The 24,157-nt window shown below is 38.2% G+C and carries 21 protein-coding genes; 16 read left to right on the forward strand and 5 right to left on the reverse strand.

Annotated elements, in window-relative coordinates; all coding sequences use genetic code 11:
* Positions 1 to 145: 145 nt before the first annotated feature.
* Together MKS89_RS00745 and MKS89_RS00750 are read left to right on the forward strand one after the other, a co-directional pair.
* Positions 146 to 1,096: an NAD-dependent epimerase/dehydratase family protein gene (locus tag MKS89_RS00745; RefSeq protein WP_072960383.1), complete on the forward strand. Its 951-nt coding sequence runs from the start codon at positions 146 to 148 to the stop codon at positions 1,094 to 1,096.
* Complete coding sequence (locus tag MKS89_RS00750; RefSeq protein ID WP_072960386.1) at positions 1,093 to 1,638, forward strand: sugar transferase; 546 nt, start codon at positions 1,093 to 1,095, stop codon at positions 1,636 to 1,638. The genes MKS89_RS00745 and MKS89_RS00750 overlap by 4 nt, the downstream gene beginning before the upstream one ends.
* Positions 1,639 to 1,732: 94 nt before the next feature.
* Here MKS89_RS00750 and MKS89_RS00755 read toward each other — a convergent pair whose 3' ends face one another.
* The 5 genes from MKS89_RS00755 to MKS89_RS00775 form a co-directional block, all read right to left on the reverse strand.
* The gene (locus tag MKS89_RS00755) at positions 1,733 to 2,701 is read right to left on the reverse strand and encodes an acetyltransferase (protein ID WP_072960389.1); all 969 of its coding nucleotides are present in this window, start codon (positions 2,699 to 2,701) and stop codon (positions 1,733 to 1,735) included.
* Between the two features lie 94 nt (positions 2,702 to 2,795).
* Positions 2,796 to 5,006, reverse strand: coding sequence for a YjbH domain-containing protein (locus MKS89_RS00760; protein ID WP_072960392.1), 2,211 nt, complete (start codon positions 5,004 to 5,006; stop codon positions 2,796 to 2,798).
* Positions 5,003 to 5,785 carry a capsule biosynthesis GfcC family protein gene (locus MKS89_RS00765; protein ID WP_072960395.1) on the reverse strand — a complete coding sequence of 261 codons (783 nt, stop codon included), beginning with the start codon at positions 5,783 to 5,785 and terminating at the stop codon, positions 5,003 to 5,005. The genes MKS89_RS00760 and MKS89_RS00765 overlap by 4 nt, the downstream gene beginning before the upstream one ends.
* Positions 5,782 to 6,492 (reverse strand): YjbF family lipoprotein, encoded by a 711-nt coding sequence (locus MKS89_RS00770; protein WP_072960398.1) that lies wholly within the window; start codon positions 6,490 to 6,492, stop codon positions 5,782 to 5,784. The genes MKS89_RS00765 and MKS89_RS00770 overlap by 4 nt, the downstream gene beginning before the upstream one ends.
* Before the next feature lie 81 nt (positions 6,493 to 6,573).
* Complete coding sequence (locus tag MKS89_RS00775) at positions 6,574 to 6,867, reverse strand: hypothetical protein (protein WP_072960400.1); 294 nt, start codon at positions 6,865 to 6,867, stop codon at positions 6,574 to 6,576.
* Positions 6,868 to 7,657: 790 nt separating this feature from the next.
* On the opposite strand from MKS89_RS00775, the gene MKS89_RS00780 reads away from it, so the two are divergent.
* The 14 genes from MKS89_RS00780 to MKS89_RS00840 all read left to right on the forward strand — a co-directional run bounded on the left by MKS89_RS00780 (position 7,658) and on the right by MKS89_RS00840 (position 24,112).
* Positions 7,658 to 9,028, forward strand: a complete 1,371-nt coding sequence (locus tag MKS89_RS00780) for a capsule assembly Wzi family protein (protein WP_159439583.1) — start codon at positions 7,658 to 7,660, stop codon at positions 9,026 to 9,028.
* Positions 9,029 to 9,067: 39 nt separating this feature from the next.
* Positions 9,068 to 11,695, forward strand: a complete 2,628-nt coding sequence (locus MKS89_RS00785; RefSeq protein ID WP_159439584.1) for an SLBB domain-containing protein — start codon at positions 9,068 to 9,070, stop codon at positions 11,693 to 11,695.
* A gap of 119 nt (positions 11,696 to 11,814) precedes the next feature.
* Positions 11,815 to 12,792, forward strand: coding sequence for a Wzz/FepE/Etk N-terminal domain-containing protein (locus tag MKS89_RS00790; protein WP_072960410.1), 978 nt, complete (start codon positions 11,815 to 11,817; stop codon positions 12,790 to 12,792).
* A 100-nt stretch (positions 12,793 to 12,892) separates the two neighbouring features.
* Positions 12,893 to 14,221, forward strand: a complete 1,329-nt coding sequence (locus MKS89_RS00795) for a flippase (protein ID WP_072960412.1) — start codon at positions 12,893 to 12,895, stop codon at positions 14,219 to 14,221.
* Positions 14,222 to 14,314: 93 nt separating this feature from the next.
* Positions 14,315 to 15,250, forward strand: coding sequence for a UDP-glucuronic acid decarboxylase family protein (locus tag MKS89_RS00800; protein ID WP_072960414.1), 936 nt, complete (start codon positions 14,315 to 14,317; stop codon positions 15,248 to 15,250).
* Positions 15,250 to 16,260 (forward strand): hypothetical protein, encoded by a 1,011-nt coding sequence (locus MKS89_RS00805; protein WP_072960417.1) that lies wholly within the window; start codon positions 15,250 to 15,252, stop codon positions 16,258 to 16,260. The genes MKS89_RS00800 and MKS89_RS00805 overlap by 1 nt, the downstream gene beginning before the upstream one ends.
* A 185-nt stretch (positions 16,261 to 16,445) precedes the next feature.
* On the forward strand, positions 16,446 to 16,574 hold the full coding sequence (locus tag MKS89_RS20880; RefSeq protein ID WP_261859392.1) for a hypothetical protein: 129 nt from the start codon (positions 16,446 to 16,448) through the stop codon (positions 16,572 to 16,574).
* Positions 16,574 to 17,608, forward strand: a complete 1,035-nt coding sequence (locus MKS89_RS00810; protein WP_072960419.1) for a polysaccharide pyruvyl transferase family protein — start codon at positions 16,574 to 16,576, stop codon at positions 17,606 to 17,608. The genes MKS89_RS20880 and MKS89_RS00810 overlap by 1 nt, the downstream gene beginning before the upstream one ends.
* Positions 17,609 to 17,611: 3 nt before the next feature.
* Positions 17,612 to 18,622 (forward strand): nitroreductase family protein, encoded by a 1,011-nt coding sequence (locus MKS89_RS00815; RefSeq protein WP_072960420.1) that lies wholly within the window; start codon positions 17,612 to 17,614, stop codon positions 18,620 to 18,622.
* Positions 18,623 to 18,717: 95 nt separating this feature from the next.
* On the forward strand, positions 18,718 to 19,896 hold the full coding sequence (locus MKS89_RS00820) for a glycosyltransferase family 9 protein (RefSeq protein WP_072960423.1): 1,179 nt from the start codon (positions 18,718 to 18,720) through the stop codon (positions 19,894 to 19,896).
* Positions 19,893 to 21,011 carry a GDP-mannose 4,6-dehydratase gene (gene gmd / locus MKS89_RS00825; protein ID WP_072960425.1) on the forward strand — a complete coding sequence of 373 codons (1,119 nt, stop codon included), beginning with the start codon at positions 19,893 to 19,895 and terminating at the stop codon, positions 21,009 to 21,011. Before MKS89_RS00820 ends, gmd begins: the two co-directional genes overlap by 4 nt.
* Position 21,012: 1 nt before the next feature.
* Complete coding sequence (fcl, locus tag MKS89_RS00830; RefSeq protein ID WP_072960427.1) at positions 21,013 to 21,987, forward strand: GDP-L-fucose synthase; 975 nt, start codon at positions 21,013 to 21,015, stop codon at positions 21,985 to 21,987.
* On the forward strand, positions 21,988 to 22,863 hold the full coding sequence (locus MKS89_RS00835) for a glycosyltransferase family 2 protein (RefSeq protein ID WP_131814915.1): 876 nt from the start codon (positions 21,988 to 21,990) through the stop codon (positions 22,861 to 22,863). It begins immediately after the preceding gene.
* Positions 22,850 to 24,112, forward strand: a complete 1,263-nt coding sequence (locus tag MKS89_RS00840; RefSeq protein ID WP_072960431.1) for an oligosaccharide repeat unit polymerase — start codon at positions 22,850 to 22,852, stop codon at positions 24,110 to 24,112. The genes MKS89_RS00835 and MKS89_RS00840 overlap by 14 nt, the downstream gene beginning before the upstream one ends.
* Positions 24,113 to 24,157: the final 45 nt, after the last annotated feature.

The raw sequence follows: 24,157 nt of genomic DNA on the forward strand, positions 1-24,157 counted from the left end.
ATCGGTTGTATATTTTTGTTCTTGAGCACCGATGGTCTAGTTTAAGTCTTACACTTCATCTGAATCAATTGTAAACTTCGGATTATTGTAAGTAATCGATATTGTTAGGCCGCTTTTTGAGCATCTATATATTGTAGGATATCGCGTGAAAATTTTTGTTACTGGTAGTTCAGGTTTTGTTGGAAGACGTGTCACACAAATGGCTCATGCTCAAGGGTGGGATGTGTTAACGCACGGCAGAACTGCAAATCATGTGCAGCAACCGTCAATTGTTTGTTCACTCGGTGCTGATACTGATTGGAGTCCGGTTCTTGATGGTGTTGATTGTGTGGTGCACTGTGCTGCCAGGGTGCATCAAATGCATGAATCTCCGGAAGAAGCGCAACATGGTTATCATGATGCCAATGTGCTGGGGACACTGAATCTGGCCCGTCAGGCTGCAAAGGCGGGTGTAAAACGGTTGGTATTTATTAGTTCAATTAAGGTCAACGGTGAGTGGACGACAGCAGGGCGCCCTTTTTTACCGACATTAGATAGGAAACCTGAAGACTCTTACAGCATCAGTAAATATCAGGCGGAAGTCGGTTTATGGCAGTTAGCTGATGACACCGGGCTGGAAGTCGTTGTGATTCGTCCGCCATTGGTTTACGGGCCTGGGGTCAAAGCCAATTTTTTAGCGATGATGAACTGGGTCGAGAAAGCAATACCACTCCCATTCGGGGGGATTACAGCACAAAGAAGTTTAGTTTATCTCGATAATCTGGCTGATCTCATCATCACGTGTTGTACGCATCAGGCTGCGACAGGGCGTACATTTCTTGTTTCTGATGACCACGATATCACGATTTCCCAGCTCCTACGTCTTCTCGCGAAAGTCATGAATGTACCGTCCCGCCTAGTACCGATTCCCCCTCAGTTTTTGTTGTGGGGACTATCATTATTCGGGAAACGGGCAGTGGGTCAACGGTTATGTTATCCTTTGCAACTTGATATTTGTGCAACCAAAGAGACGTTGGGTTGGGCTCCGCCAGTCTCTCTGGAAGACGGTCTTAAACAAACGGTTCTGGCATATCAACAGCAGAAAGAGCAACAATGATTAGATTACTAGATTTTATTTTTGCACTACTTGGGCTTGCGATTCTGTGGCCCGTCATGTTGTGTGTTTGTATTGTGGGATATTTTGATACCAAGAGTCCGATTTTTACCCAAACTCGAGTTGGTCGGTATCAAAAGCCATTTACACTGATTAAGTTTAGAACCATGCCGCCTGATACTCAGTCTGTTGCGACACATCTGGTCGGTTCGGCTTCGGTAACAAAGTTAGGTTCATTTTTAAGAAAAACCAAGATCGACGAGTTACCGCAGCTCATCAATGTGCTGAAAGGGGAGATGAGTTTGGTCGGTCCAAGACCTTGCTTGTTTAATCAGACTCAACTGATTGAAGCAAGGGAAACTCGGGGCGTGTTTAATGTGCTGCCTGGCATTACCGGATTAGCGCAAGTCAATGAGATTGACATGTCTACGCCTGAATTGCTTGCTGAGATGGACCAGAACATGATTCAGACCATGAATATCCGGCACTATTTCTTATACATTATTCAGACAGCCCTTGGTAAAGGAAGCGGGGACAGGGTCTGATGCCCCTCCGGTTGTAGCCCATTTTTTAAACGCTAAAACGCTTTTGTGACAGTATTTTTCAGCGACACTGTTTTTTAGCGGCAATTCTCGGTTGCTACAGTGACTGATAATACTGGGTCAGCGTATCGATAAAGTAGGATTTTTGGTCGCAAGGCAGGGCATTGATGCCGGCTGCGGCTTTTCGTCCCCCGCCTGTTGCAAATAAACTACAAACGTCATCAGCACCGATCCGGTTTTTTAAAGGTGCTCGGACACTGACGGTATAATCTCGCTGGTTTTTATTGAGGGTTAAAACCGCATGCGCCAGTTCGGGGGATTGGTTAGCTAGTTGATTGCCAAACACCCCACTAATTCGTCTTGCCCAAGCGTCATTGGGAAGTTCAAAGATTCGACATGACTGATTTTCAGTCAATGGTGTGAGACGCATCACTTGAGCATTGTCATTCGCATAGCCTTGCTGCAAGAGATAATAGGGCGAATCTGGATCTTCTCTCAGCATGAATGGGTTGGGGTAGTTGATCAGTTGTTGAAAAAGCTCTGCCGGAGGTATATGAAGATCATCTAAGGTCGCACCGTAACCGTTGTAGTTGATTAATGTCCCGAGTTCACAGAGAAAATCGGTATCTTCCTGAGATAACCTTTCATGATTTGCGACTGATTGAGCACGTTGATGGAGATTGTCGCCGAAAGCCCCGGCAATTGCCCAATGAACAAATTTTCCTTTGAGTTGTTGATTAATGAGCAAGCTGGTACATGTTTCAGCATCTAAATTGATCAGTGTTTCCAGATATTCTGAATCAGGGATAGTACCGCTTTGGTGATGGTCACAGTAGAAAACGGAAATGTGTTGGGCGAGGAGTTGTTGTAACGGCTCAATGTTCTTCATCATTGAGATATCAAGTACTGTCACTGAAGTTGCATCACCCAGTGTGACGACTTGCTCCAACAGTTTGATGTCTCTCTTGACACCAGTAATCAACCGATGTGCTTTTGGTGTACTCAGACGCAATTGCAGCAACGCAATAATACCATCCGCATCACCGTTAAAGACGTCATAGTGCATGCCGTTTTCTCCTCTACGACAGTATATAATATATAGGATGCATGATACTTATCTCGTTATCAATGAGATAAGTATCATAATGAATGCATCGTGTTTATTCTGCAATTGATTTTGTAAACCAAGGTGAGCGAGCATCGGTCATATTGTAAAGCTCATACTGCCGATTGAGTTTTTGTCCCCCGTCCCGCATCAATGGCAACCAAGAGATATTGGCACGCTGAACACTTGGTTTGATGGTCATCAGATCCAGCGGAATCGAAATATACACGCCTTTGGTAAAGTTCCCTTCCCCATATTCTGACGCAGATAGATTTGTTTTCGCTGCGAATACGCCGGCAATCACGCCACTATCAAACTGTTTTGAGAAATCAACCGTAACCCCTTTATCTTCGGTGAGGTACTGACCCGCGCTAATCTTGAGCAAGGTATTATTGAAGAGCGACCAGAATTGCGGCTGCCAATAAAGAGTTGCGTGGCCGGTAAATGTTCCTGTTTGAACGCGGTAGTAACGGGCGGTTTGAGCATCAAAATGCCGCTCTTCTTTATATAAGCCCAATACGCTATCGGGATCGCGCTGTTTGACATAATTCCCGTCAATCCCGAAAGCCCAGTTCTGATTGAGTGGACGATAGATGATTTCACCACCGGCGCCGGCAAACATGGATTCCAGATAACCACCATAGGCTTGCCCGTAGATGTTGTCTCCGTAATGATCAAAGTAGGTCAGTTGAAGACTATCCATACGAAAGGTGTGATCATAATATTGACGCGCCAGTGTTCTGACCCTTTTTAAATCGGTTCCATCTGGTGGCACGGTGTACTTATACTTATCGTAGTTATCGGTAATGTTGCCATATAAGCTACTGGAGAGGATGACATGTTGTCCCATCCGATAGCTACTATTGGCTTTTACCCCAATGGCATAAAGGTAGAAATTCTCAGAGCCGCCGAAAGATTGTTGTAAAGTTGGCGTGAGACCCAATTGCCAGTTTTTGGTGCTTTGAGCCTTCACTTCTCCAGAGATAACAGCGGGTTGATTGGTCGTTTTTGCATCATCGAAATCCGCTCCCGGGTAATCATTCTTCGCCACGCGCTCAAATGCATAAGCGTTGATCTGTGTTTCTGTCAGCGGTTGCCCATTTGCGGTTTCAACAATTTTATAGGTATCGGCATCCACACCACTGTTCGCGATCAACAATGCAGCGCGTTCTTCTGCCTCTTTCTTATGACGATATTTTTGCTGCGTCCCTGTGAGTGTCACGGTCTTGTTGGCTTGATCCTGTCGGAGAGATACCTGTTGATAGCCAGCAATTTTTTGAACATCAGCTACAAGTCGTTGCCATTCTTCTTCTGACAATGCGCTTTTCTTGGGTTGTGGATGGTAATCTGGTCGGGGTTCGTCAATCCAGACTGGTCTGAGTTTCGCAAGATTGGTATTGAGAGAAATCCCTGCGGTGAATGTATTACCACGTTCATAGCTCAGCCTCAAACGAGCCCAGTCTGTGAATGAATAGACCAGTCCGACGTTCCACGGTGTGGATACCGGCATGGCTTTCTTCCCCTGAGTGACAGGAAAATCACTTTGGTAGTTATTGCCATCGTATTCTAGTTTGAACACAAGGGGATCAAACGGTGTCTGATATTCGATGCCGCCATAGACTGAAGCACATCCGGTGAACATACTACCAAGAGAAACGCTGCCGGTTGTGGCCTGATAACCTGTACTTCGGCCACAGTCGGAAGAGGTTTGGTTATCACCGGATAAATTGCCCCGGTTGCCGATATACCCCCACCCCACACCGAGCGTAAAATCAAGCGGACCAAACTGTTTATTGGCTGCAATATATTCGCCATCAAATAGGCCAGTACCGCCAATATCTCGGAATCCGACGGCAATTTGGGGAAGCCAAAAACTTTCATCTATAAGGCTGAGTTTTACATCGGCAGATTTGTCGGTATATTTTGTGTCGCCGCTAAAAGATGTGTCGTTACTATAAAGTAAATCATGGATCTGGGTATAGCGGATGGTCGTTTCCAGCCAAGGAAATAACTGGAGAGACAGTGAATAGTTAATATAGTCATCATTGTTGGTGACGTTCAGTTCAAGCGCCCCTTCCGGCATCATTCTCCCACTCGGCATCTGGATTAATCCCACACCACCGAAATCGGATTGGGAATGAGTCAGTGATGGTGGGCTAAATTCGTCTGAATGGGCGCTTAGCGATGTCAGGCCAAAGACAATCGTCGCAATTGTCATGGATGTATAAGTTGGCCAGGTTAAAGAACCGGATAAGTATTTCATCATGGCAATCTGTTTCTGAGTAACTCGACAACAAGGTCGTTGGGATTTTGGCTGCGATCATTTGGATAGATAACAGGGAGTTCTTCAACCGTAAGCGGGACATAAATAATCGCTCCCGGAGCGATTTCTGCAAAGGTTTGGTTCCAGTACCCTATCGGATGTTTTTCTACTTTGCCATCGGGTTGGATTATGATGACCTTTGAAATCGTTTGGTCAAATAGCCCGGCAGTTTGCACATAGTTTCTCGCATCCAGACGAGGCTGCCACGTTTGTTTGCCTGGTTTCTTGACGCCACCCAAAACCAGCACATTTTTAGGTGTGCTTTTTAGGGTAATGAGCCAGTTTCCGCTTAGTTTAGGATTCAGTGACAGATGGAGGCGAATTGCATCTGGATCAATCGTTTGAAAAATTCGCTTAGCGTAGTGTAGAGATTCGAGAGAGCGTCTGAGTTGTGCCCAGTAGAACCAAGAATCATGATAGCGTTTGCTGGCGATGGTTTTCTGTTTTGCGATGACTTCGAAAACTTGTTGTTTCAACTTAAATTCGACGTTGATGTCATAGAGGGCAGATGTGAACCAGTCGATCATACGCCAATCTGCTCCCGTTTGATTCAGCGCTTGTAAAACGACTTCATCGAGACGGGGATAATCATTGTAGGTGAGGTGGCTTGGTGGTGACGATTCAAAGTGAATATCTACATCAGTTGGCGCGGCAAATGAAACGGAAGTCAGTCCGGTGCTGATGCATAGAGTTAAATAAAAGACGATTGTCCATGGCTTCATCCGTGATTGTCTCCCACGTAACGCTTGCCGAGAGAAAGAGTCAGTTTTTCTGAACCCGGGAAAATGTACTGTTCACTTGCAATCACCTCACCCGAGTGGGGACTGATCCAATAGTTATTTTGATATTGCTGATTTATCTGGGGAATATCGACCTGTTCAACAACATGAAGCAGAGCTTGGGTGCCATTGGGCAGATGTTTGCTTTCTACATCTCCAACCGTAAAGGTTGATAGTGCTTGATAATCTGTGTGATATCCCGGAGACCAAGTCATTTTATATTGCCATGTGCGAGGGGTTGTGTCTTTTTGTAGTCCTAATACCAGAGGATCAGTATGGTTCGACTCAATATGAATGAGATTCCCTTCTTTTAGGCTGACAGTTTTAATTACTCTACCAGCTTGTGTTACCAGCATCTCACGATCGGTCGATAGCCATTTGAAAATCGTCGGATGTTCTGGTGAGCGTGTTGTTTCGACCCATGTGAGAATCATCAACGCGAGTGGATTTTCTCCCATCCTGACATACACACTTGCATAAGGAATTTGGGCAACTTTGTCGGGCGTAATGGAATGATCATCCGGTCCCCATAAAGCAGATTGGATGGTATCAGACAGATCCTGAGCATTTTGAGAGCATCCGACAAGTAAGAGTAATGATGTGAAAAATAATAAGTAACAATAATGAGAAAAACGCAAGAATTTTGTCATAGAGGTATAATTAAACCAAATAAACAACAACCGCCGAAGACGGCTGTTGTTTTTATTGAATTAACAGTCAATAACTATTGATTATTGAGGCGTTGTTACTGTTGTGGTTGTGTCATTCGAAGCGCTGACCGCAACAGCAGTCGCTGCAACGATCGCTGCAGTTGTTGCTGCAATCGTTGCACTTATACCACCAATCGCGGTACCAGTCGCTGCTGCTACACTACCAGCTGCGCCTGCTCCAGCCCCTGCTCCAGCAGCCCCTGCTCCAGCACCGCCAGAACCAGTACCACCGGAAACAACGCCCGCGGCTGGGGCAGCACTTGCAATACCACTGAAAGCAAACATTGCCAGCAAAGTAATTGCAGTTTTCTTCATACTTATCTCCTAGGAAATAACATTAACATCGATGTCGCTCATAAAATAGACAAGAGCCTTTTAAAGATAATACATTCCTGTCGGTTATGTAAACTACGTTGTGGGATTTTATCGACTTAGAGTGAATTGTTAGAAAAATTCATTATCTATTTCTGCCAGCCAAACGGATGTATATCGTTGCATTAATATTTTCAAATTTAACCTGACTTAGGGAATGATGTCTCTGTGCTTCACGTTTGTTTTTGACATGTCCGATAACTGGAACTGATACATAAATTCAGTGATTACAACATGAATAGGTGTCTCACATCTGATTATAAATCAATGTGTAGCAGTATAGACTTGCATTATTAATTGCATTATTGTAAATAAAACTGTGTGAAAGATAAGAGTTTTTACTTTTTAAGATAGTGTATAGTAAGAATGAGGCATGAATCTTGATATATCAACCGTTTTATTCATCATTTGATAAATTTGCTTCTCTCTACTAAAACTATGAAAGATAGATATAAGTATGTGAATGATACTCCTGTGCGCATCTTAATCTTAATATGGTTACCTCTATTTTTTTTGAAAATTTCTAACTTTTAACGTTTGGTAGACTTAGTTCAATTTGCGAACTGGTTATGAGTCCATTCGGATTATGTTTGCTCACGTATTGTGGGTATCTGTTTTGAGTGTAAGGATAAACTCCTCGCATGCTTTTTGGGAAGCTGACCCAAGGGCGGTAGCGTACTTAAACGAATTATTTTCTTCTTCTAATGATCGTCAGTTTATTGTGAGTCCCGTCTTGGCTAAAAATATACCTCTAAGATACTTGTCATTTTATCTCATTGCTTTGCTTTTTATTCTTTCTCCGGAAAGCAAAGCAGCGCCTTGGGTATCTATGGATGATGCCTATCTTAAATCTGATCTACAGATGCTGGCGGATGCTGGTCTTATTTCTGTACCTATCAATTCTTATCCAATCCGTTGGTCTCGCCTTGATACCGATCTACAACTGATGCATATGGTTCCGCTCCCTCCGTCACTTGAGCAAGCCTATCAACATCTTAGTTATGCATTAGACCAGAACGCTATAGGTAATGGTCGCAAACATGTGGTTTTAGGGTATGCTCGCACGTCTCGGGACGACAGGAGTTTTGCCGCTCCGTTGACCACACACTGGCAGGTAAAATCGAGCTATGAACTTATAGAACATGATTATGCTTTTCGTGTCGCTGCAAACTATCAGCGTTCCCCGGATAAATCCGGCAATGAAGATACAGACTATGGACTGGATGATAGTTATCTTGCACTGAATTGGGGAAATTTGAGTGCGACTTTCGGCAGTCTGCAGCATTGGTGGGGACCGACGTCGATTTATAATCTGGCTTGGGGGCATACGCGTCGCACCATACCCGGTCTCAATTTGGCTTATGATGGCTATGACTGGCCGATATTCGGTAACTGGCATGCTGAAACTTTCTGGGGATTTAATGAAACCCCAAGCCGGAATGATAAGCAGTGGTCAAACCGATTTGAGTTTAGCCCTTTCAACCGATTGAATATTGGACTAGTTTATCAGAAGTGGTTTGACAAACCTGATTGGGATGGATATTTGACTGGCTCAGTTCAACCGCAGGACGGCGAACAAGAGCAATATAGTGCCGATATTCGTCTGAGTCTGCCTGTATTGAATATGGGAACCGTCGTGACTCAGAGTATTTATGCGCAGGGAGCCAGTTTGGTGAATGAGCGCTCACTGGGGTCACTGGTCATCGGCTGGCAAAGTCAGTTCGATCTTGGTGGGCAATCGCTACGTTGGACTGCTGAGGTGAAGCAGTTAACCAATGATGCAAAGCAACAATGGCGAAACATGCTGTCTGATCGCACAACTATGGTTGGGCAACATGACTATCAGTCTGTCAGTGGTATGGATATCGGAGAAGCCAAATCATTGAAACTGCTTTGGATCACGCCTGATAGCTGGGAATTGACATTACAAGGGCAGAGTTATCATCAGAGTGATGATGATGAAACCCTGAAAAAACTAACGGCCTATGTGCGTTTGCCGTTGGCAAACAGCCGTCTGACATTGGGCTCCGATTTTATGCCTGATACCAAAAGTAATCAAACCGATAAATGGAATTACTGGGTTAACTGGGATTTTCGTTTTTAATCGATTCACTATCAACTGTTTGGACATTGGATGAACTTGATGAGATATATTCTATTCAGATTAATCATAGTTTTTTTTGTTTCCCTTAGTAGTTTTTCTTCTTGGTCTGCCAATTTCACCGCTTCACAGATTGCCCAATTTAAGCAACTATCACCAGCGCAGCAGCAGGCATTGGCTCAGCAATATGGTGTTGAACTATCAACCTTAATGGGTTCGGATAAAGCTGTAGATATACCTCGGCCTGTTCAGACGATAGAGCCGAGAGATGTCGATAAACAACAAAAAACAGCGAAAGCAGGAGAGGGCGATGCGGCTAAACAGTTAGTTAACTTTGGTTATGATTTATTCTCGGGTCAGCCTTCAAGCTATACCCCTGTTGATGATTTACCGGTTCCGAATAACTATCTGATTGCTGCCGGTGACGAAATCAATGTGCAGCTGTTCGGAAGTCAAAATAATAGTTACAGTCTCAATGTTTCTCGTGATGGAAGTATTCAATTCCCCAATTTAGGCCCGATTCACGTCGCTGGACAGACATTTAGTGAGTTAAAAGCGAATCTGACTGAACGCATCAAAAAACAAATATTGGGCATTGATGTGGCTATTTCTCTTGGTTCATTACGGATCATGCAAGTTTATGTTACAGGGGATGTATATCAGCCGGGCGCCTACAATATTCCGAGTTTGGCAACCGTAACTCAGGCTCTGATTGCTGCTGGTGGATTTAGCAAAAGTGGGTCGTTGCGAAATGTCACGGTTCGTCGCGAGAATAAAGTGATCGCCCAGTTAGATTTATATAACTTGCTTTTGCAAGGAAATAATCTGAGTGATATTCGTCTACAGTCGGGTGACACTGTATTTGTTGCAGCCAAAGGACCCTCTGTCAGCATTCGGGGAGAAATTCGTCGCCCTGCTGTTTATGAAATTAAATCAGGAACGACGATTAAGCAACTGCTGAAGCTTGCCGGAGGGAGTAAAGCGAGTGCTTATTTGCCTCAGCTTCAGGTTAAGCGTTACCAGAACGATGGAATTCACATTCATACGCTTGATTTAACCAAAGATAAAGATAAGTTATTTGTCCTGCAAGATGGTGACGATATTACAGTTAAACCAACTAGCGATGTATTAAAAAATGCAGTGATTGTGAGAGGTGCCGCTATACGGCAAGGTGCATACTCATATTCTCAGGGTATGAGAGTTTCGGATCTATTCTCTTCATCGGATGATCTTGCACCGAATGCAGATCTCGATTATGCGATCATCGTGCGCGAAACTGGACATAAGCATAACATCAAAGTCTTACAATTTAGTCTGAATAATGCCATCAATCTTACGAATTCATCAGATAATCTTGTATTGCATTCCAATGATCAATTATTCGTTTTTGCCACAGATATTTCTTTGGATGAATGGAAGACTGAATCTGTAAAACAGCAACCAGCGACATCAGGCGATTTATTTACTCACTCTGAAAAAAGCATGAAAGAGCACTCAAAAAAACGGGATGCATTGACAGGGGTTGAACTGGTTGATAGTGAAAAACCTAAATTAGCGGAACAAGGCAGTGATAAAGATCTGCAGGAAATGCAAAACAGTCGCTTGCAGTTATTGAAGCCCTTAATTAATCGTTTACAGCTACAAGCTGTGAATGGCGAGAGAGCGAAAATTTATGAAATCAGTGGTGCCGTTCGTTATCCGGGCGTATATCCGCTGGTTGAAGGCGGCAGCCTAAAAGAAGCCATTGCTGCGGCTGGTGGGCTGCTGGAGTCGGCAGCTAAAGATGAGGCTGAATTGTCTCGCGTTGTTCCGATGCCTGGTACAATTGCGATTCATCATCAGACATTTGATTTAATCAAAGCGCTGACTAATCCCAATGATAACTTTCTGCTTGAATCTAAAGATCGGATCGTTGTACAACGCAAAACCAACTGGAAGACTAACAATATTGTTGAGATTCAGGGAGAAGTTATGCATCCCGGAAGCTATACAATCAACCAAGGTGAAACGATTCACGATTTAGTGAAACGTGCGGGAGGGCTTTCCCAGTTCGCTTATCCACAAGGTGCTGTATTCAGTCGTGAGGTATTACGCCTACAAGAGCAGCAGCGGATGAAAATGGTGACCAATAGTCTTCGACAAGAGATCGCTTCACTGACACTCCGACGTCAAAGTAGTGCTGCAACGTATACCTCATCTCCGACAGAAGCGATGAAAGTTGTCGATGATTTGTTGGATATTCCAGCGATTGGACGTTTAGTCATTGATCTACCGAATATTTTATTGGGAAATGCTCAAGACGACGTCATGCTTGAAGATGGTGATAAGCTTTATATTCCTCCGAGAAGAAATACGATCTCGGTACTTGGTCAGGTACAAATCGCAAGTAACTTTACATTTAAACCTGGTCTTTCTGTCGAGAAATACATTAGCTTAGCTGGCGGGGAGAAAAAACAAGCGGATACTGATCGTGTTTATGTGATTCGGGCCAATGGTGCAGTGATGTTACCGAATCAGTCTCACTGGTTTGTCCGTTCTGAGAAATCTTTAGCACCTGGAGACACAATTGTTGTTCCGATTGATACAGATTATCTGGACGGTCTGAGTACATTTAGCACTGCAACACAGATGATGTATCAGATCGGTGTGGCATGGAATGCGATTAAATAAGTCTATAGGCTTTGCCTAAAGTTGTTGGTGCGGTACTAGTTCTGATGTGAAAGATATGTGGAAGTAGAATTAGTATTTCATACTAAATTGTATTTTTGGTAATAAGAGTTTTATTATTTATGACTGAATCCCTGAATAAAGATTCTTCGAGAGTGTCTTCCGATTACATCTCTAATGAACTAATAAAATTGGAAACGACGGATGAGATTGATTTAAGAGAACTTGTCGCCGTAATCTGGCATGGTAAATGGGTAGTTATACTCTGTTCGATTATCTGTGCTATCTCCGGTGGAATTTATGCATATATACAACCTGATATATATGAATCAGATGTACTACTTACTGCTGCATCAACGGATAGTAATTATCAACTCGCATCAATGCCAAATCAACTCAGTGGAATCGCTTCTCTCGCTGGTATCAATATAGGAAATGGTTCAGGTACTCAAAAGGTATTATATGCACTTCAGGTGTTACAATCTCGAAAATTTATAAGTAATTTTATTAGAGAGCATGACTTGTTAGTGCCATTGATGGCAACGGAAGGGTGGGATAAGAAAACAGAGGAATTTTCCTATCAGAAAGATATTTATAATATAACAGATAGAGAATGGGTTCATAAAAATGGAATAAGTTTAAAACCAAGTCTATTAGTAGCAACAAACTATTTCATTAAAAAAGTCATGCAAGTTAACATAGATACTAAAAATCATATGATGACGGTCAGTCTAAATTTTTTCTCTCCTTATAGTGCCCAACAATGGCTGAACTGGCTGATTGAAGATTTAAATGATGAAATACGTCATCAAGATATGATTGACGCTCAAAACAGTATTGATTATTTAGAAAATCAGGTGACGAAAACTAGTTTAGCTGATAGCCGCACAATGCTTTATCAATTGATGGAGCAGCAAACTAAAAAGTTGATGTTAACCAAAATACATAAAGAATATATATTGAAGACTGTTGATCCAGCAGTTATAGCTGAACGTCCTGATAAACCTAAAAGAAAGCTTATTGTAATTATTAGTATGTGTTTGGGAGCTTTTTTCGGGATAGTCACTGTGTTAATGAGACGAATCATTTTGACTAGTTAAATTTCAGTAAAATATCTCTGGTTTAATATTTTCAGGTCATTATATTTTTGTTATTCATTCTTGAAGTTTTTAATTATTTGTATGAGGGATTGTCATTTTAATGATGATTATTAATAAAATTAAACTATTAACAAATAATAAAGAATTTCTTAGATATTTTAGTAATACTTCATGGCTTCTCGGTGAAAAATTATTGAGGTTGACTCTAGGGGTATTTATAGGTATCTGGATCGCTCGTTATTTAGGGCCTGAACGGTTTGGTATATTTAATTATGTGCAAAGCTATGTTGCTTTATTTACAGCTATTGCAACACTTGGTTTGGATAATATTATTGTTAGGGAGCTGGTTAAAAGCCAAAGTGCAAGAGATGAACTATTAGGTACAGCTTTTGTTCTCAAATTGATCGGAGCAGTCGTCACACTTGTTTTACTTGGTATGACACTTTGGTTGCAAACAAGTGACTCTCAGACCACTTTATATGTTTATATAATCGCATCGACAACTATTTTTCAAAGTTTTAATGTAATTGACTTTTATTTTCAAAGTAAGGTGTTAAGTAAATTTGTTGTTTTTAGTAATATTATCAGTTTATTAATATCATCTATCATTAAATTATTTTTAATATTGAATGATGCACCATTGATAGCATTTTTTTATGTGGTACTGTTTGACAGTTTGATCTTGTCACTTGGGTTTATTTTTTTCTATTTTTATAACAGATTATCTTTTTTAAATTGGTCTTTTAATAAAAATTTAGCGATAGTTTTATTGAAAGATAGCTGGCCTTTAATACTGAGTGGTATTATCGTTTCCATTTATATAAAAATCGATCAAGTCATGCTAAAGGAAATGATAGGTAATGAAGCTGTTGGTGTATATGCTGCCGCAGTAAGGTTGAGTGAAGTATGGTATTTTATTCCAGTAGTTATTTGTTCTTCTCTATTCCCCGCATTAATTGATGCAAGAAAACAGAGTGAGAATTTGTATTATGATAGATTACAAACTATTTATAGCTTGATGTCTTTTATTGCAATTATAATAGCTCTATCTATGACTTTCTTATCTAATTGGTTAATACATTTACTTTATGGGGTTGAATATTATCAAGCTGGAAAAGTTCTGATGATACACATATGGGCTGGGATATTTGTATTTATAGGTGTTGCTAGTGGGAAATGGTTATTAGTCGAAAACTTACAGATTATCTCAATTGTTAATACAGCATTTGGTGCTATAGTTAATATAGTTTTAAACTACATTTTTATAAAAAAAATTGGTGTTGAAGGTGCTGCATGGGCAACATTAGTATCATATTTCCTTGCGGCATATTTGAGTCTATGTTTTTGGAAAAAAACAAGAATAAATTTCATAAATATATCAAAGAGTTTATTATTTATAAAATCATTAAATATTAAAAGGAATAATTAAATTTAACTAATATACAATTCTAAGATATTTTATAATATATGTTTATGTTATAAAAATCAATGAATATTATGTCATGCAAAGGAAATATATAAGATGAGAAAAAGAATTCTAATAACTGGTGGCGCCGGATTTTTGGGTTCACACTTATGCGATCGGTTACTAGCAGAAGATAATGAAGTTATTTGTGTTGATAACTTTTTTACTGGTAATAAATCTAATATTGTTCATCTGTTAAAACATCCTTATTTTGAATTAATACGTCACGATATAACTTTTCCGTTATATGTTGAAGTTGACGAGATATATAATCTTGCTTGCCCTGCTTCTCCTGTACATTATCAATTTGATCCAGTTCAGACCACTAAAACCAGCGTTATTGGAGCGATTAATATGCTTGGTTTGGCCAAACGCTTAAAGGCTCGGATTTTACAGGCCAGTACTAGTGAAGTTTATGGTGATCCGGAAATTCATCCACAACCGGAAAGTTATCGAGGGAATGTCAACCCAATAGGTATTCGTGCGTGCTATGATGAAGGCAAGCGTTGCGCAGAGACCCTGTTTTTTGATTATAATCGCCAGCATAAAGTTGATATTAAAGTTATGCGTATTTTCAATACTTATGGTTCAAGAATGAATCCTAATGATGGGCGTGTAGTCAGTAATTTTATTGTACAAGCATTGAAAAACGAGCCGATTACTATCTATGGTGATGGAAATCAATCTCGTAGTTTTTGTTATGTTGATGATTTAATTGATGGAATGATTCGTTTAATGAATAGTCGGGATGGTTTTACTGGCCCTGTTAATATTGGGAATCCCACGGAATTTACTATGCTTGAACTGGCGCAACAAGTTATTGGGTTGACAGGATCATCTAGTCGAATTATTTATCAACCATTACCTCAAGATGACCCTTTGCAGAGACAACCCAATATTGATTTGGCAAGGCAAGAGCTGAATTGGCAGCCTACTATTCAGCTGGAGCAGGGATTAAGTAAAACAATCGATTATTTCAGAGGTATTATTTAATGAATCAAAATAGTTCTATCCCGCCTTCGCCACTAAATACAGCAGTTTTATTTTTGGTATTTAACCGTCTGGATACCACGAAACAGGTTTTCCGGGCTATTCGAGAAGCAAAACCACCGAGATTGTATATTGCATCGGATGGCGCTAGGGAAACAAAAGAAGGTGAGTCGGATAAAGTTAATGAAGTCAGAGAATATTTAATTTCTAATATAGACTGGGACTGTGAAGTTAACACCCTATTTCGGGATAATAATCTGGGTTGTAAGTATGCGGTAAGTGGTGCGATAGACTGGTTTTTTAAAAATGAAGAGATGGGAATTATTCTGGAAGATGATTGCTTGCCTAGCCAGAGTTTTTTTTGGTTTTGTGAAGAGTTATTAGAAAAGTATAGGGATGAACATCGAGTCAGCTCAATCTCGGGAAGTAATCCTTTTAAATATGCTGATAATATCAATGGAGAAGAAGAAAGCTATTTTTTCTCTAAATACAATCGAATCTGGGGATGGGCTAGTTGGAGAAGAGCTTGGAGCCATTATGATGTTCACATGAGGGTTTGGCCTGAAGCAAAAAAAAGGAAAAGTCATTATGTCTTTTTTGAGTCAAAAGCTGAAAGAGAATCCATGGAGAATATATATCAACAGTGCTATGAAGGGAAAATTGACACTTGGGATTTTCAATGGAGTTTTACTAAATCTTTAATGATGTCTGTTACTCTAGTCTCAAAGAAAAATTTGATTAAGAATATTGGTGAGGGTGTAGATGCTACACATACTCATCATTTACCTAAAGAAATTTCTGATTCTCGTTTGGAAAATGTTAGTTTTCCATTAAAACACCCTAAAGAAATTATAATTGATTATAATAAAGATTTACATACGATGAAGTATAGATTTGATAAATTTGGAATATTGAAGTATGTGAAAGAAATTATTAAGAAAGTTTTAAAAAAAATTCATCTATTCAATGAAATGAAAAAAATAATGTATTCATTTTCAAATGGAAAAATATAACAAATTGAATATATTATAATTTTATAGGATAATTATAGAAAGTGATATAATCTCACACCGTATCATTTTAAATCAAAAATAAAGTACAATATTAAATATTGGTCGTAGTGTGTTTATAGGAAGTTTTGTGTTATTTTTTATAAAAATTAGATATCAGTAATAATATTTAAATAGGTTGGATAACGGTGATTAATAAAGGTGTTACAATTGGTATTAGTAGTATAGATTCTGCAGGAGATTTTGTTATTAATAATGTAAAAGAAAATATTGCCTTTGCAGAAATTTCAGTGACAGTTGTCAAGAGGATAGATTAATGAAGTCTGTAGGTATTTTAACATTTCACCATGGCCATAATTATGGTGGTTTTCTTCAGGTCTATTCATTATATAAATATTTAAGTTCATTAGGTCATAATGTTAAAATTATTAATTATTTTAATCCTATTGATGAAAAAAATAAATTTAGAATGACTTATTTGAATAGAAATATATTTAATTTGCCAGTTCATATAAGAAGAAAAAAAATATTCGATAACTTTCTACTTATGTTACCAACAACAGACAAAGTTTGTAGTATAGAAGAAGTGGAGGAAAATTTCGATACTGTTGTTTTAGGTAGTGATGAAGTTTGGAATTTTTATAATCCTATGTTTGGTAAAGACTTATCCTACTTTGGCCAAGGGGTTAAGTCTAGTAAAATTATTTCATATGCCGCTAGTTTTGGTACAAGAACACCAGAGTATGGCATTGATGAAGATGTAAAAGAAGCAATAAAAAAGATTGATTCTATTAGTGTCAGAGACATTAATTCTAATGAAATGATTGAGTCTATTGGTTTAAATGTAGAGATAGTTGCTGATCCTACTTTTTTAATTGATCAAAAAGATCACTTGGTAGATATAAAAACGAATGAAGATTATTTATTGTTTTATGGATTTATGCTTCATGAAGGTGACATTCGATTAATTAAAGATTTTGCTAGGGAAAATAATTTAAAAATTATTTCTGTAGGATATAAAAATAGATGGTGCGATCTGAATATTTTGGATGCTAATCCGTTTGAGTGGAATACGTATGTTCATAATGCAAAGTATGTGGTAACAACAATGTTTCATGGCCTTGTTTATTCTATTATTCATGAAAAACAATTTGTATTTGTCATGAATGATTATAGAAGATATAAAGTGGGTTATTTAATGAAATATTTAAAACTTGATAGTTCCACTTATTATCATGAAAATGATAATATTATAGATAAAATGCTTAGTCATATTGACTATAAATTCATTAATAGCAATCTTAATGAACTTATAGCAAATTCAAAAGAATTTCTTATTAGAGAAATATGATGTATGAAGGAAAAGATTAAAAAGTTTTTGCCTCAGATACTGTTGAATCGTTTAAAGTATCTGTATGTCTTTTATCTTTTAAAAAAAGAATACAATTATGATTTTATTAGATATATTCGATATTCGGTTACAGCAACACCATTGAATAATTATGATAAACTTACTGGTAGGATCATTGCTCACTATCATGTTATTGAAAAAGGCCTTAGTTTACCTAATGTCAAGTATGGTTTCGGAAAAGCTATTGTTTTTGATTTAATTACATTGATGAGGCAATATTCCGAGCAAGGGTATAATCTGGATGATATAAATTATCGAAGTGCAATCGGCGCTATAGAGAGTTATATTAACTTTCATATAATAAGTAATGAGAGACAATGCATTAAAGATATTGAAAATGTATTTAAAAAATTAAATAGTGAAAAATCTCCTTATGGTGGTGTTAAAAATATTACTAGAAATGAGCTGCTATCAATTGTAGATAATTCAAAATATGATGATTTTTTTAATTCAAGATTCAGTGTTCGTGACTTTTCCAGTAAAGATATAGACCCCAAATTAGTTACAGAAGCTGTTAAGTTAGCTCAAAAGGCACCTTCTGTCTGTAATCGGCAGAGTGCCAGAGTATATTCTATATATGATGAAAAGTTACAAAGAGAGATTTATGATATACATCAGGGAAATAGAGGATTTGGACATAAGGTAAATAAACTATTAATTATAACCTCTGATCTAGCATACTTTAGTGGTACTCATGAGAGAAATCAGTCTTTTATTGATGGTGGTATCTTCCTAATGTCGTTACTGAATGCATTACACTTTAAAGGTATAGCTAGTTGTACTTTAAACTGGAGTGCAACAAGTGAACAAGACAGAAAAATAAGACAAGTTATAAATATAAAAGATAGTGAAAATATAATAGCTCTAATAGCTATTGGTAATTATAAAGAGAGTTTCTATGTTGCACAGTCAAATAGGAAAGGACTAGATGAAATTTTTGTGGATTATAAATAGGTCAAATTTTTTGCATGTTTGAAGTTTTTCCTATTTTTAAACGTGAAAGTATTTTGTGTGGTGATGGTTGATTAATAGCTTTGGAAGTCTTCTCATTGAATAGAATAAAAGATATTGTTAAGTTTATTATTCATTTTATTATTCATTTTATTATTAATTTACTTATTTTTCCATCAAAAGAAATTAAGTCGAAATGTTTATTAATTATTCGCCTTGATGCCATAGGTGATTATATTCTGTTCAGAAATTATATAAAAGAACTAAAGCAGAGCCAGAAATATAAGGATTTTAGTATAACATTATTGGGAAATGTTGTATGGAAAGAGCTTGCTGAGGAGCTTGATTCTGAATATGTTGATAGGTTTATCTGGTTAGACAGAAACAAATTTGCCAAAGATTTATTTTATCGCTTTAGTATGTTAAAGCTGATTACTTCAAATGGTTATGAAGTTGTAATTAATCCTGTATATAGCCGGGATTTTTTCTATACAGATATGATTGTTAACTTAGTGAGTGCGCAGCAAAAAATTGGCAATACAGGTAATCTTTCAAACATTGAGAAGTGGCAGAAAAAAATTAGTGATAAATTTTATGATAAGTTAGTGTCTACGGACAATGAAGTATTATTTGAGTTCAGTCGAAGTAAAACGTTTTTTGAATATATATTGGCAGAGAAAATTAATCTTGATAAGCCTCATATTGAATTAAAACCCAAAGCATTGAACTTCAGGCTACCCGATAATTATGTAGTGCTTTTTATTGGTGCTAGTGCAAAATATCGGAGGTGGAGTGTAGAGAATTTCTCAAAAATAGGAAGTTATTTGAACGAAGTCTTTGGCTATAATATTGTTCTTTGTGGTGGTCCTAACGACAGAGATGAATCAAAAATATTTAGTAATTATTTTCAAGGTGAATATCTTGATCTAATTGGAAAAACCTCACTCGTTGAACTTCTTTATGTTATTTATAATGGAAGTCTGATGATAGCTAATGAGACGAGTGCACCTCATATGGCCGTTGCATTGAATATGAATAATATATTTGTTATCTCGAACGGAAACCATTATGGTCGTTTTACTCCATATCCGAAATGTATGACTTCTAGTTATCATGTTGTTTATCACCCTGAAATTGAAAAGGATATGGGAAACTATAAAAAACTAAGTAATCTTTATGGACATGGTAGTTCTCTAGATATTGATGAGATAAGCATTGAAACAGTTATTCATAAAATTAATAATATATTAAATAAGAACACAGGGTGGAATCTATGAAAAAAGCACTAATCACTGGGATTACCGGTCAAGATGGATCTTACCTTGCGGAGTTTTTATTAGAAAAAGGGTATGAAGTGCATGGAATTAAAAGGCGTGCTTCCTCTTTTAATACACAAAGAATTGATCACTTATATCAAGATCCCCATACCCTAAATCCAAAATTAAAGCTCCACTATGGTGATTTAACGGATAGCTCAAACTTAACCAGAATTATAGAACAGATTCGTCCAGACGAAGTGTATAACCTAGGGGCTCAATCCCATGTGGCGGTATCGTTTGAATCTCCGGAATATACGGCTGATGTTGACGCTATGGGAACATTACGTTTATTAGAGGCGATTCGCTTTCTGGGATTAGAGAAAACCACTCGTTTCTATCAGGCTTCAACATCAGAGTTATATGGGTTAGTGCAAGAAACCCCTCAAAGAGAGACGACACCTTTTTATCCTCGTTCTCCTTATGCCGTGGCTAAACTTTATGCCTACTGGATTACAGTAAATTACCGAGAAAGCTACGGAATGTACGCATGTAATGGCATTTTATTCAATCATGAATCTCCTCGGCGTGGTGAAACCTTTGTGACTCGAAAAATTACCCGAGGGCTTACAAACATTGCACAAGGACTGGAAGAGTGTCTGTATATGGGCAATATGGATGCACTTCGTGACTGGGGACATGCGAAAGATTACGTACAGATGCAATGGTTGATGCTTCAGCAGGAAAAACCTGAAGATTTTGTAATTGCTACAGGCGTTCAATATTCTGTTCGTCAGTTCATTATTTGGAGTGCAGCCGAGCTCGGTATTGAGTTGGAGTTTCGGGGCGAAGGCGTTGATGAAGTTGCGGTTATCACGTCTATCCATGGAGACAAAACGCCAGCACTGAAAACTGGGGATGTTATCGTGAGAGTGGATCCGAGTTACTTTCGTCCGGCAGAAGTTGAAACTCTGCTGGGAGATCCTAGCCATGCAAAACAGAAATTAGGCTGGGAGCCGATAACGACAGTTCAAGAAATGTGCTCAGAAATGGTTGCTGAAGACCTGAAAATAGCCCAGCAACATGCGTTTATGAAAGCAAACGGTTTTGATGTCCCTGTTTCTTTGGAGAACTAAAATGACGAACTTAAATGCCCGAATCTTTGTCGCTGGCCACAATGGTATGGTTGGCCGTGCAATTGTTCGTCAATTACAGCGTCGAGGATATCAAGATATTGTCACCCGTTCCTCTAAAGAATTGGATTTAAGAAATCAGGCTCAAGTTGCGGCTTTTTTCGCTGAGCAGCAGATCGATGAAGTCTATTTGGCAGCGGCTAAAGTCGGTGGGATTCACGCGAACAATACATATCCGGCTGATTTTATTTACGATAATTTGATGATTGAAACGAATGTAATTCATCAGGCGTATGCGAATGGGGTTAATAAGTTGCTGTTTCTTGGCTCTTCTTGTATTTATCCAAAGTTAGCTGCACAGCCGATGTCGGAGTCGGAGCTTCTGAATGGCTATCTTGAGCCGACGAATGAGCCTTATGCAATTGCTAAAATTACCGGTATCAAATTGTGTGAGTCGTACAATCGTCAATATGGTGTAGATTACCGCAGTGTGATGCCAACCAATCTTTATGGCCCGGGAGATAACTATCACCCCGAGAATAGTCATGTCGTTCCTGCATTAATTCGTCGTATTCATGAAGCAAAACTATCCGGGTTGGCGGAAGTTGTGATTTGGGGAACCGGCTCACCGAAAAGAGAGTTTCTACATGTAGATGATATGGCTGAGGCCTGTGTTTTTGTTATGAATCTGGATGATTCTGTTTATCAAAAAAATACCCAGCCGATGCTCAGTCATATCAATGTGGGAACCGGACAGGATTGTACGATTCTGGAACTTGCTCAAACGATTGCAAAAGTCGTGGGGTTTAAGGGGAAAATAACAACTGATCCGACGAAACCAGATGGAACACCTCGTAAGCTTATGAGTGTTGATCGGCTGAAAACTCTGGGTTGGCAGGCTCAAATTGATCTTGAGAATGGTTTAAGTAATGCTTATCAGTGGTTTATCGAACATCAGCAAGAATTGAGAGGTATTTAGGTGTTACAAGATTGCATGGAAGGTGGGAGAGAATTGACTTATGGTGTCAAACAAGGGTCTCCTAAACAGCCGCTGATTACTATTATTACCTCTACCTTTAATGCAGCAAAGGACTTGCATTGGACTATAGAATCTATCCGAGCTCAAAGTTATCCGAATATTCAGTGGATTATTGCCGATGGTGCATCAAAGGATGGCACGGTTGAGATTCTTAAACAAAATGAGGATGTGATAGACTATTGGTTTAGTGAACCGGATTCTGGGATCTACGATGCCTGGAATAAAGCATTGCCATATATCAAAGGTGAATGGGTTCAGTTTTTAGGTGCAGGGGATGAATTGTATTCTAAAGATACTCTGTCATATGTTGCTTCTGTGATGAGCTTGGTTTCCGTGCGTGAACACCGAATTATCTATGGAAAGATTTGTTTGATTTCTGAAGTAACCAGAGAGGTGATTTGTGAGCGTGGAATTCCTTGGCATGAAATGAAAAATAAGTGGCAAGGAATGAGACCCATGTTACCTATGCATCCGGAAGTCTATCATCATTGTAGTTTATTTAAAGAAATAGGTAAATTTGATACTAGCTATAAAATAGCTGCTGATTCTGATTTTCTTCTGAAATGTAAGAGAATAACAGAATTTTTTTATATTGATTATTGCATTGATCGAATGCTGGATGGTGGTGTTTCATCGAATCCTAAAATGGCAAATCAACAAATATATGAGTTGGTTAAATTATCTAGAAACAATGATTATAAAATCCCTTTGCTTCTCTTTTTTAGAGAGGTTATAAAGTATAAGATAAAAGAAATTTTATATAGATTATCACCTGTTTTGTTTTTAAAGTTAAAAAAAATATATGGACGAAATTAAATGTGATTTAATGTTATTAACGGGTATTTTTCTTCTGAAATTTTCAGTTTTTTTTTCGTGGATGAGTAGGAAAAATATTTTGTGGATAGGACCTATTCCTAGTGTCTTAGTATCATTTTTTATTCCAGTTATTATTTTTGGAAATTACTTCTACTCAATTGATAATGTATATGAAGTTTATTCCTATATGATTTTTTTTGGAGGTGTTAGCTTTTTAATTGGTATTCTACTTGGTCGATATATTCCCATGATATCATTTGGGTTGTATCCAACAGCATCATATATTAGTAGTTCACAGTATACCAACATGTTAAGAAAATATGTATTATATCTACTGGTTATTTCTTGTGTTGGTATGATAATATCGTTTATTATTATGGGCTTTGTACCGATGTTTGCTGCAGATCCTTTAAATGCAAAGTTTTTCAGAGGAGAATATCATGACAAATATATGAGAATAGCAATTTTATACAGATTATCTAGTCAGTTGATTCCTATTCTAATTCCTATATCTATTGTGCTTCTATATAAGAAATTCAATTTGATTTTATCTTTTTGGGTTTTTATATCCTTAATTGTTTTGGCGTTAACTTTACAAAGAGTTTCATTTGCTTCCGGTGTTTTGTCTGCATTGATGATTATTTCTGCATTCAAGGGACGAATGTATTTGGTTGTATATATATTTATTTATATTCTAATATTTATATTTGGATCTGCTCTTTCTGCTATCTTAGGAATAGGAGTAAACATGACAGGAGGAATCGATCTGAGAGCTATTCTCCTTGGAGCCCCAGATCTATTTGATCAGCTTACTTTCCTAAGAAAATTTTTAGTTGAAAAAGAGTATACATATGGAATGACTTTCTGGGGAGGGCTTGTACCAGGAGCTTATCAGTGGAATCCATCCGTATATACCCTTCATGTAGTTAATGATGGAGCTGATATTAATGGTTTAGCTTCTGGGGGATTAAGATTATTAAGTCCTGTTTGGGGTTTTGTATCTTTTGGTTATGTAGGTGTGGTTTTAGTTCCGTTCTTTTCGGGGATTGTTTCAAGTATCTATGTGAAAATGATAAGAAAATATAGTAATGATATTATTAAATATACAATTATGGTTACGTATTATAATATATTTATCGGATTTTTTATTAACTTCTATACTATGTCAATGTATTCACTTCCTAACATGATGTTCTTATTTTTCTTAATTTATTCTAATAATTTAATTATGAAAAAGAAAATAAATTAATGCAAAAGAAAGGATGTATTGTAGCTGCCAATGTGGGAAAGGTCA

Source organism: Vibrio gazogenes (assembly GCF_023920225.1).
Classification (GTDB): domain Bacteria; phylum Pseudomonadota; class Gammaproteobacteria; order Enterobacterales; family Vibrionaceae; genus Vibrio; species Vibrio gazogenes.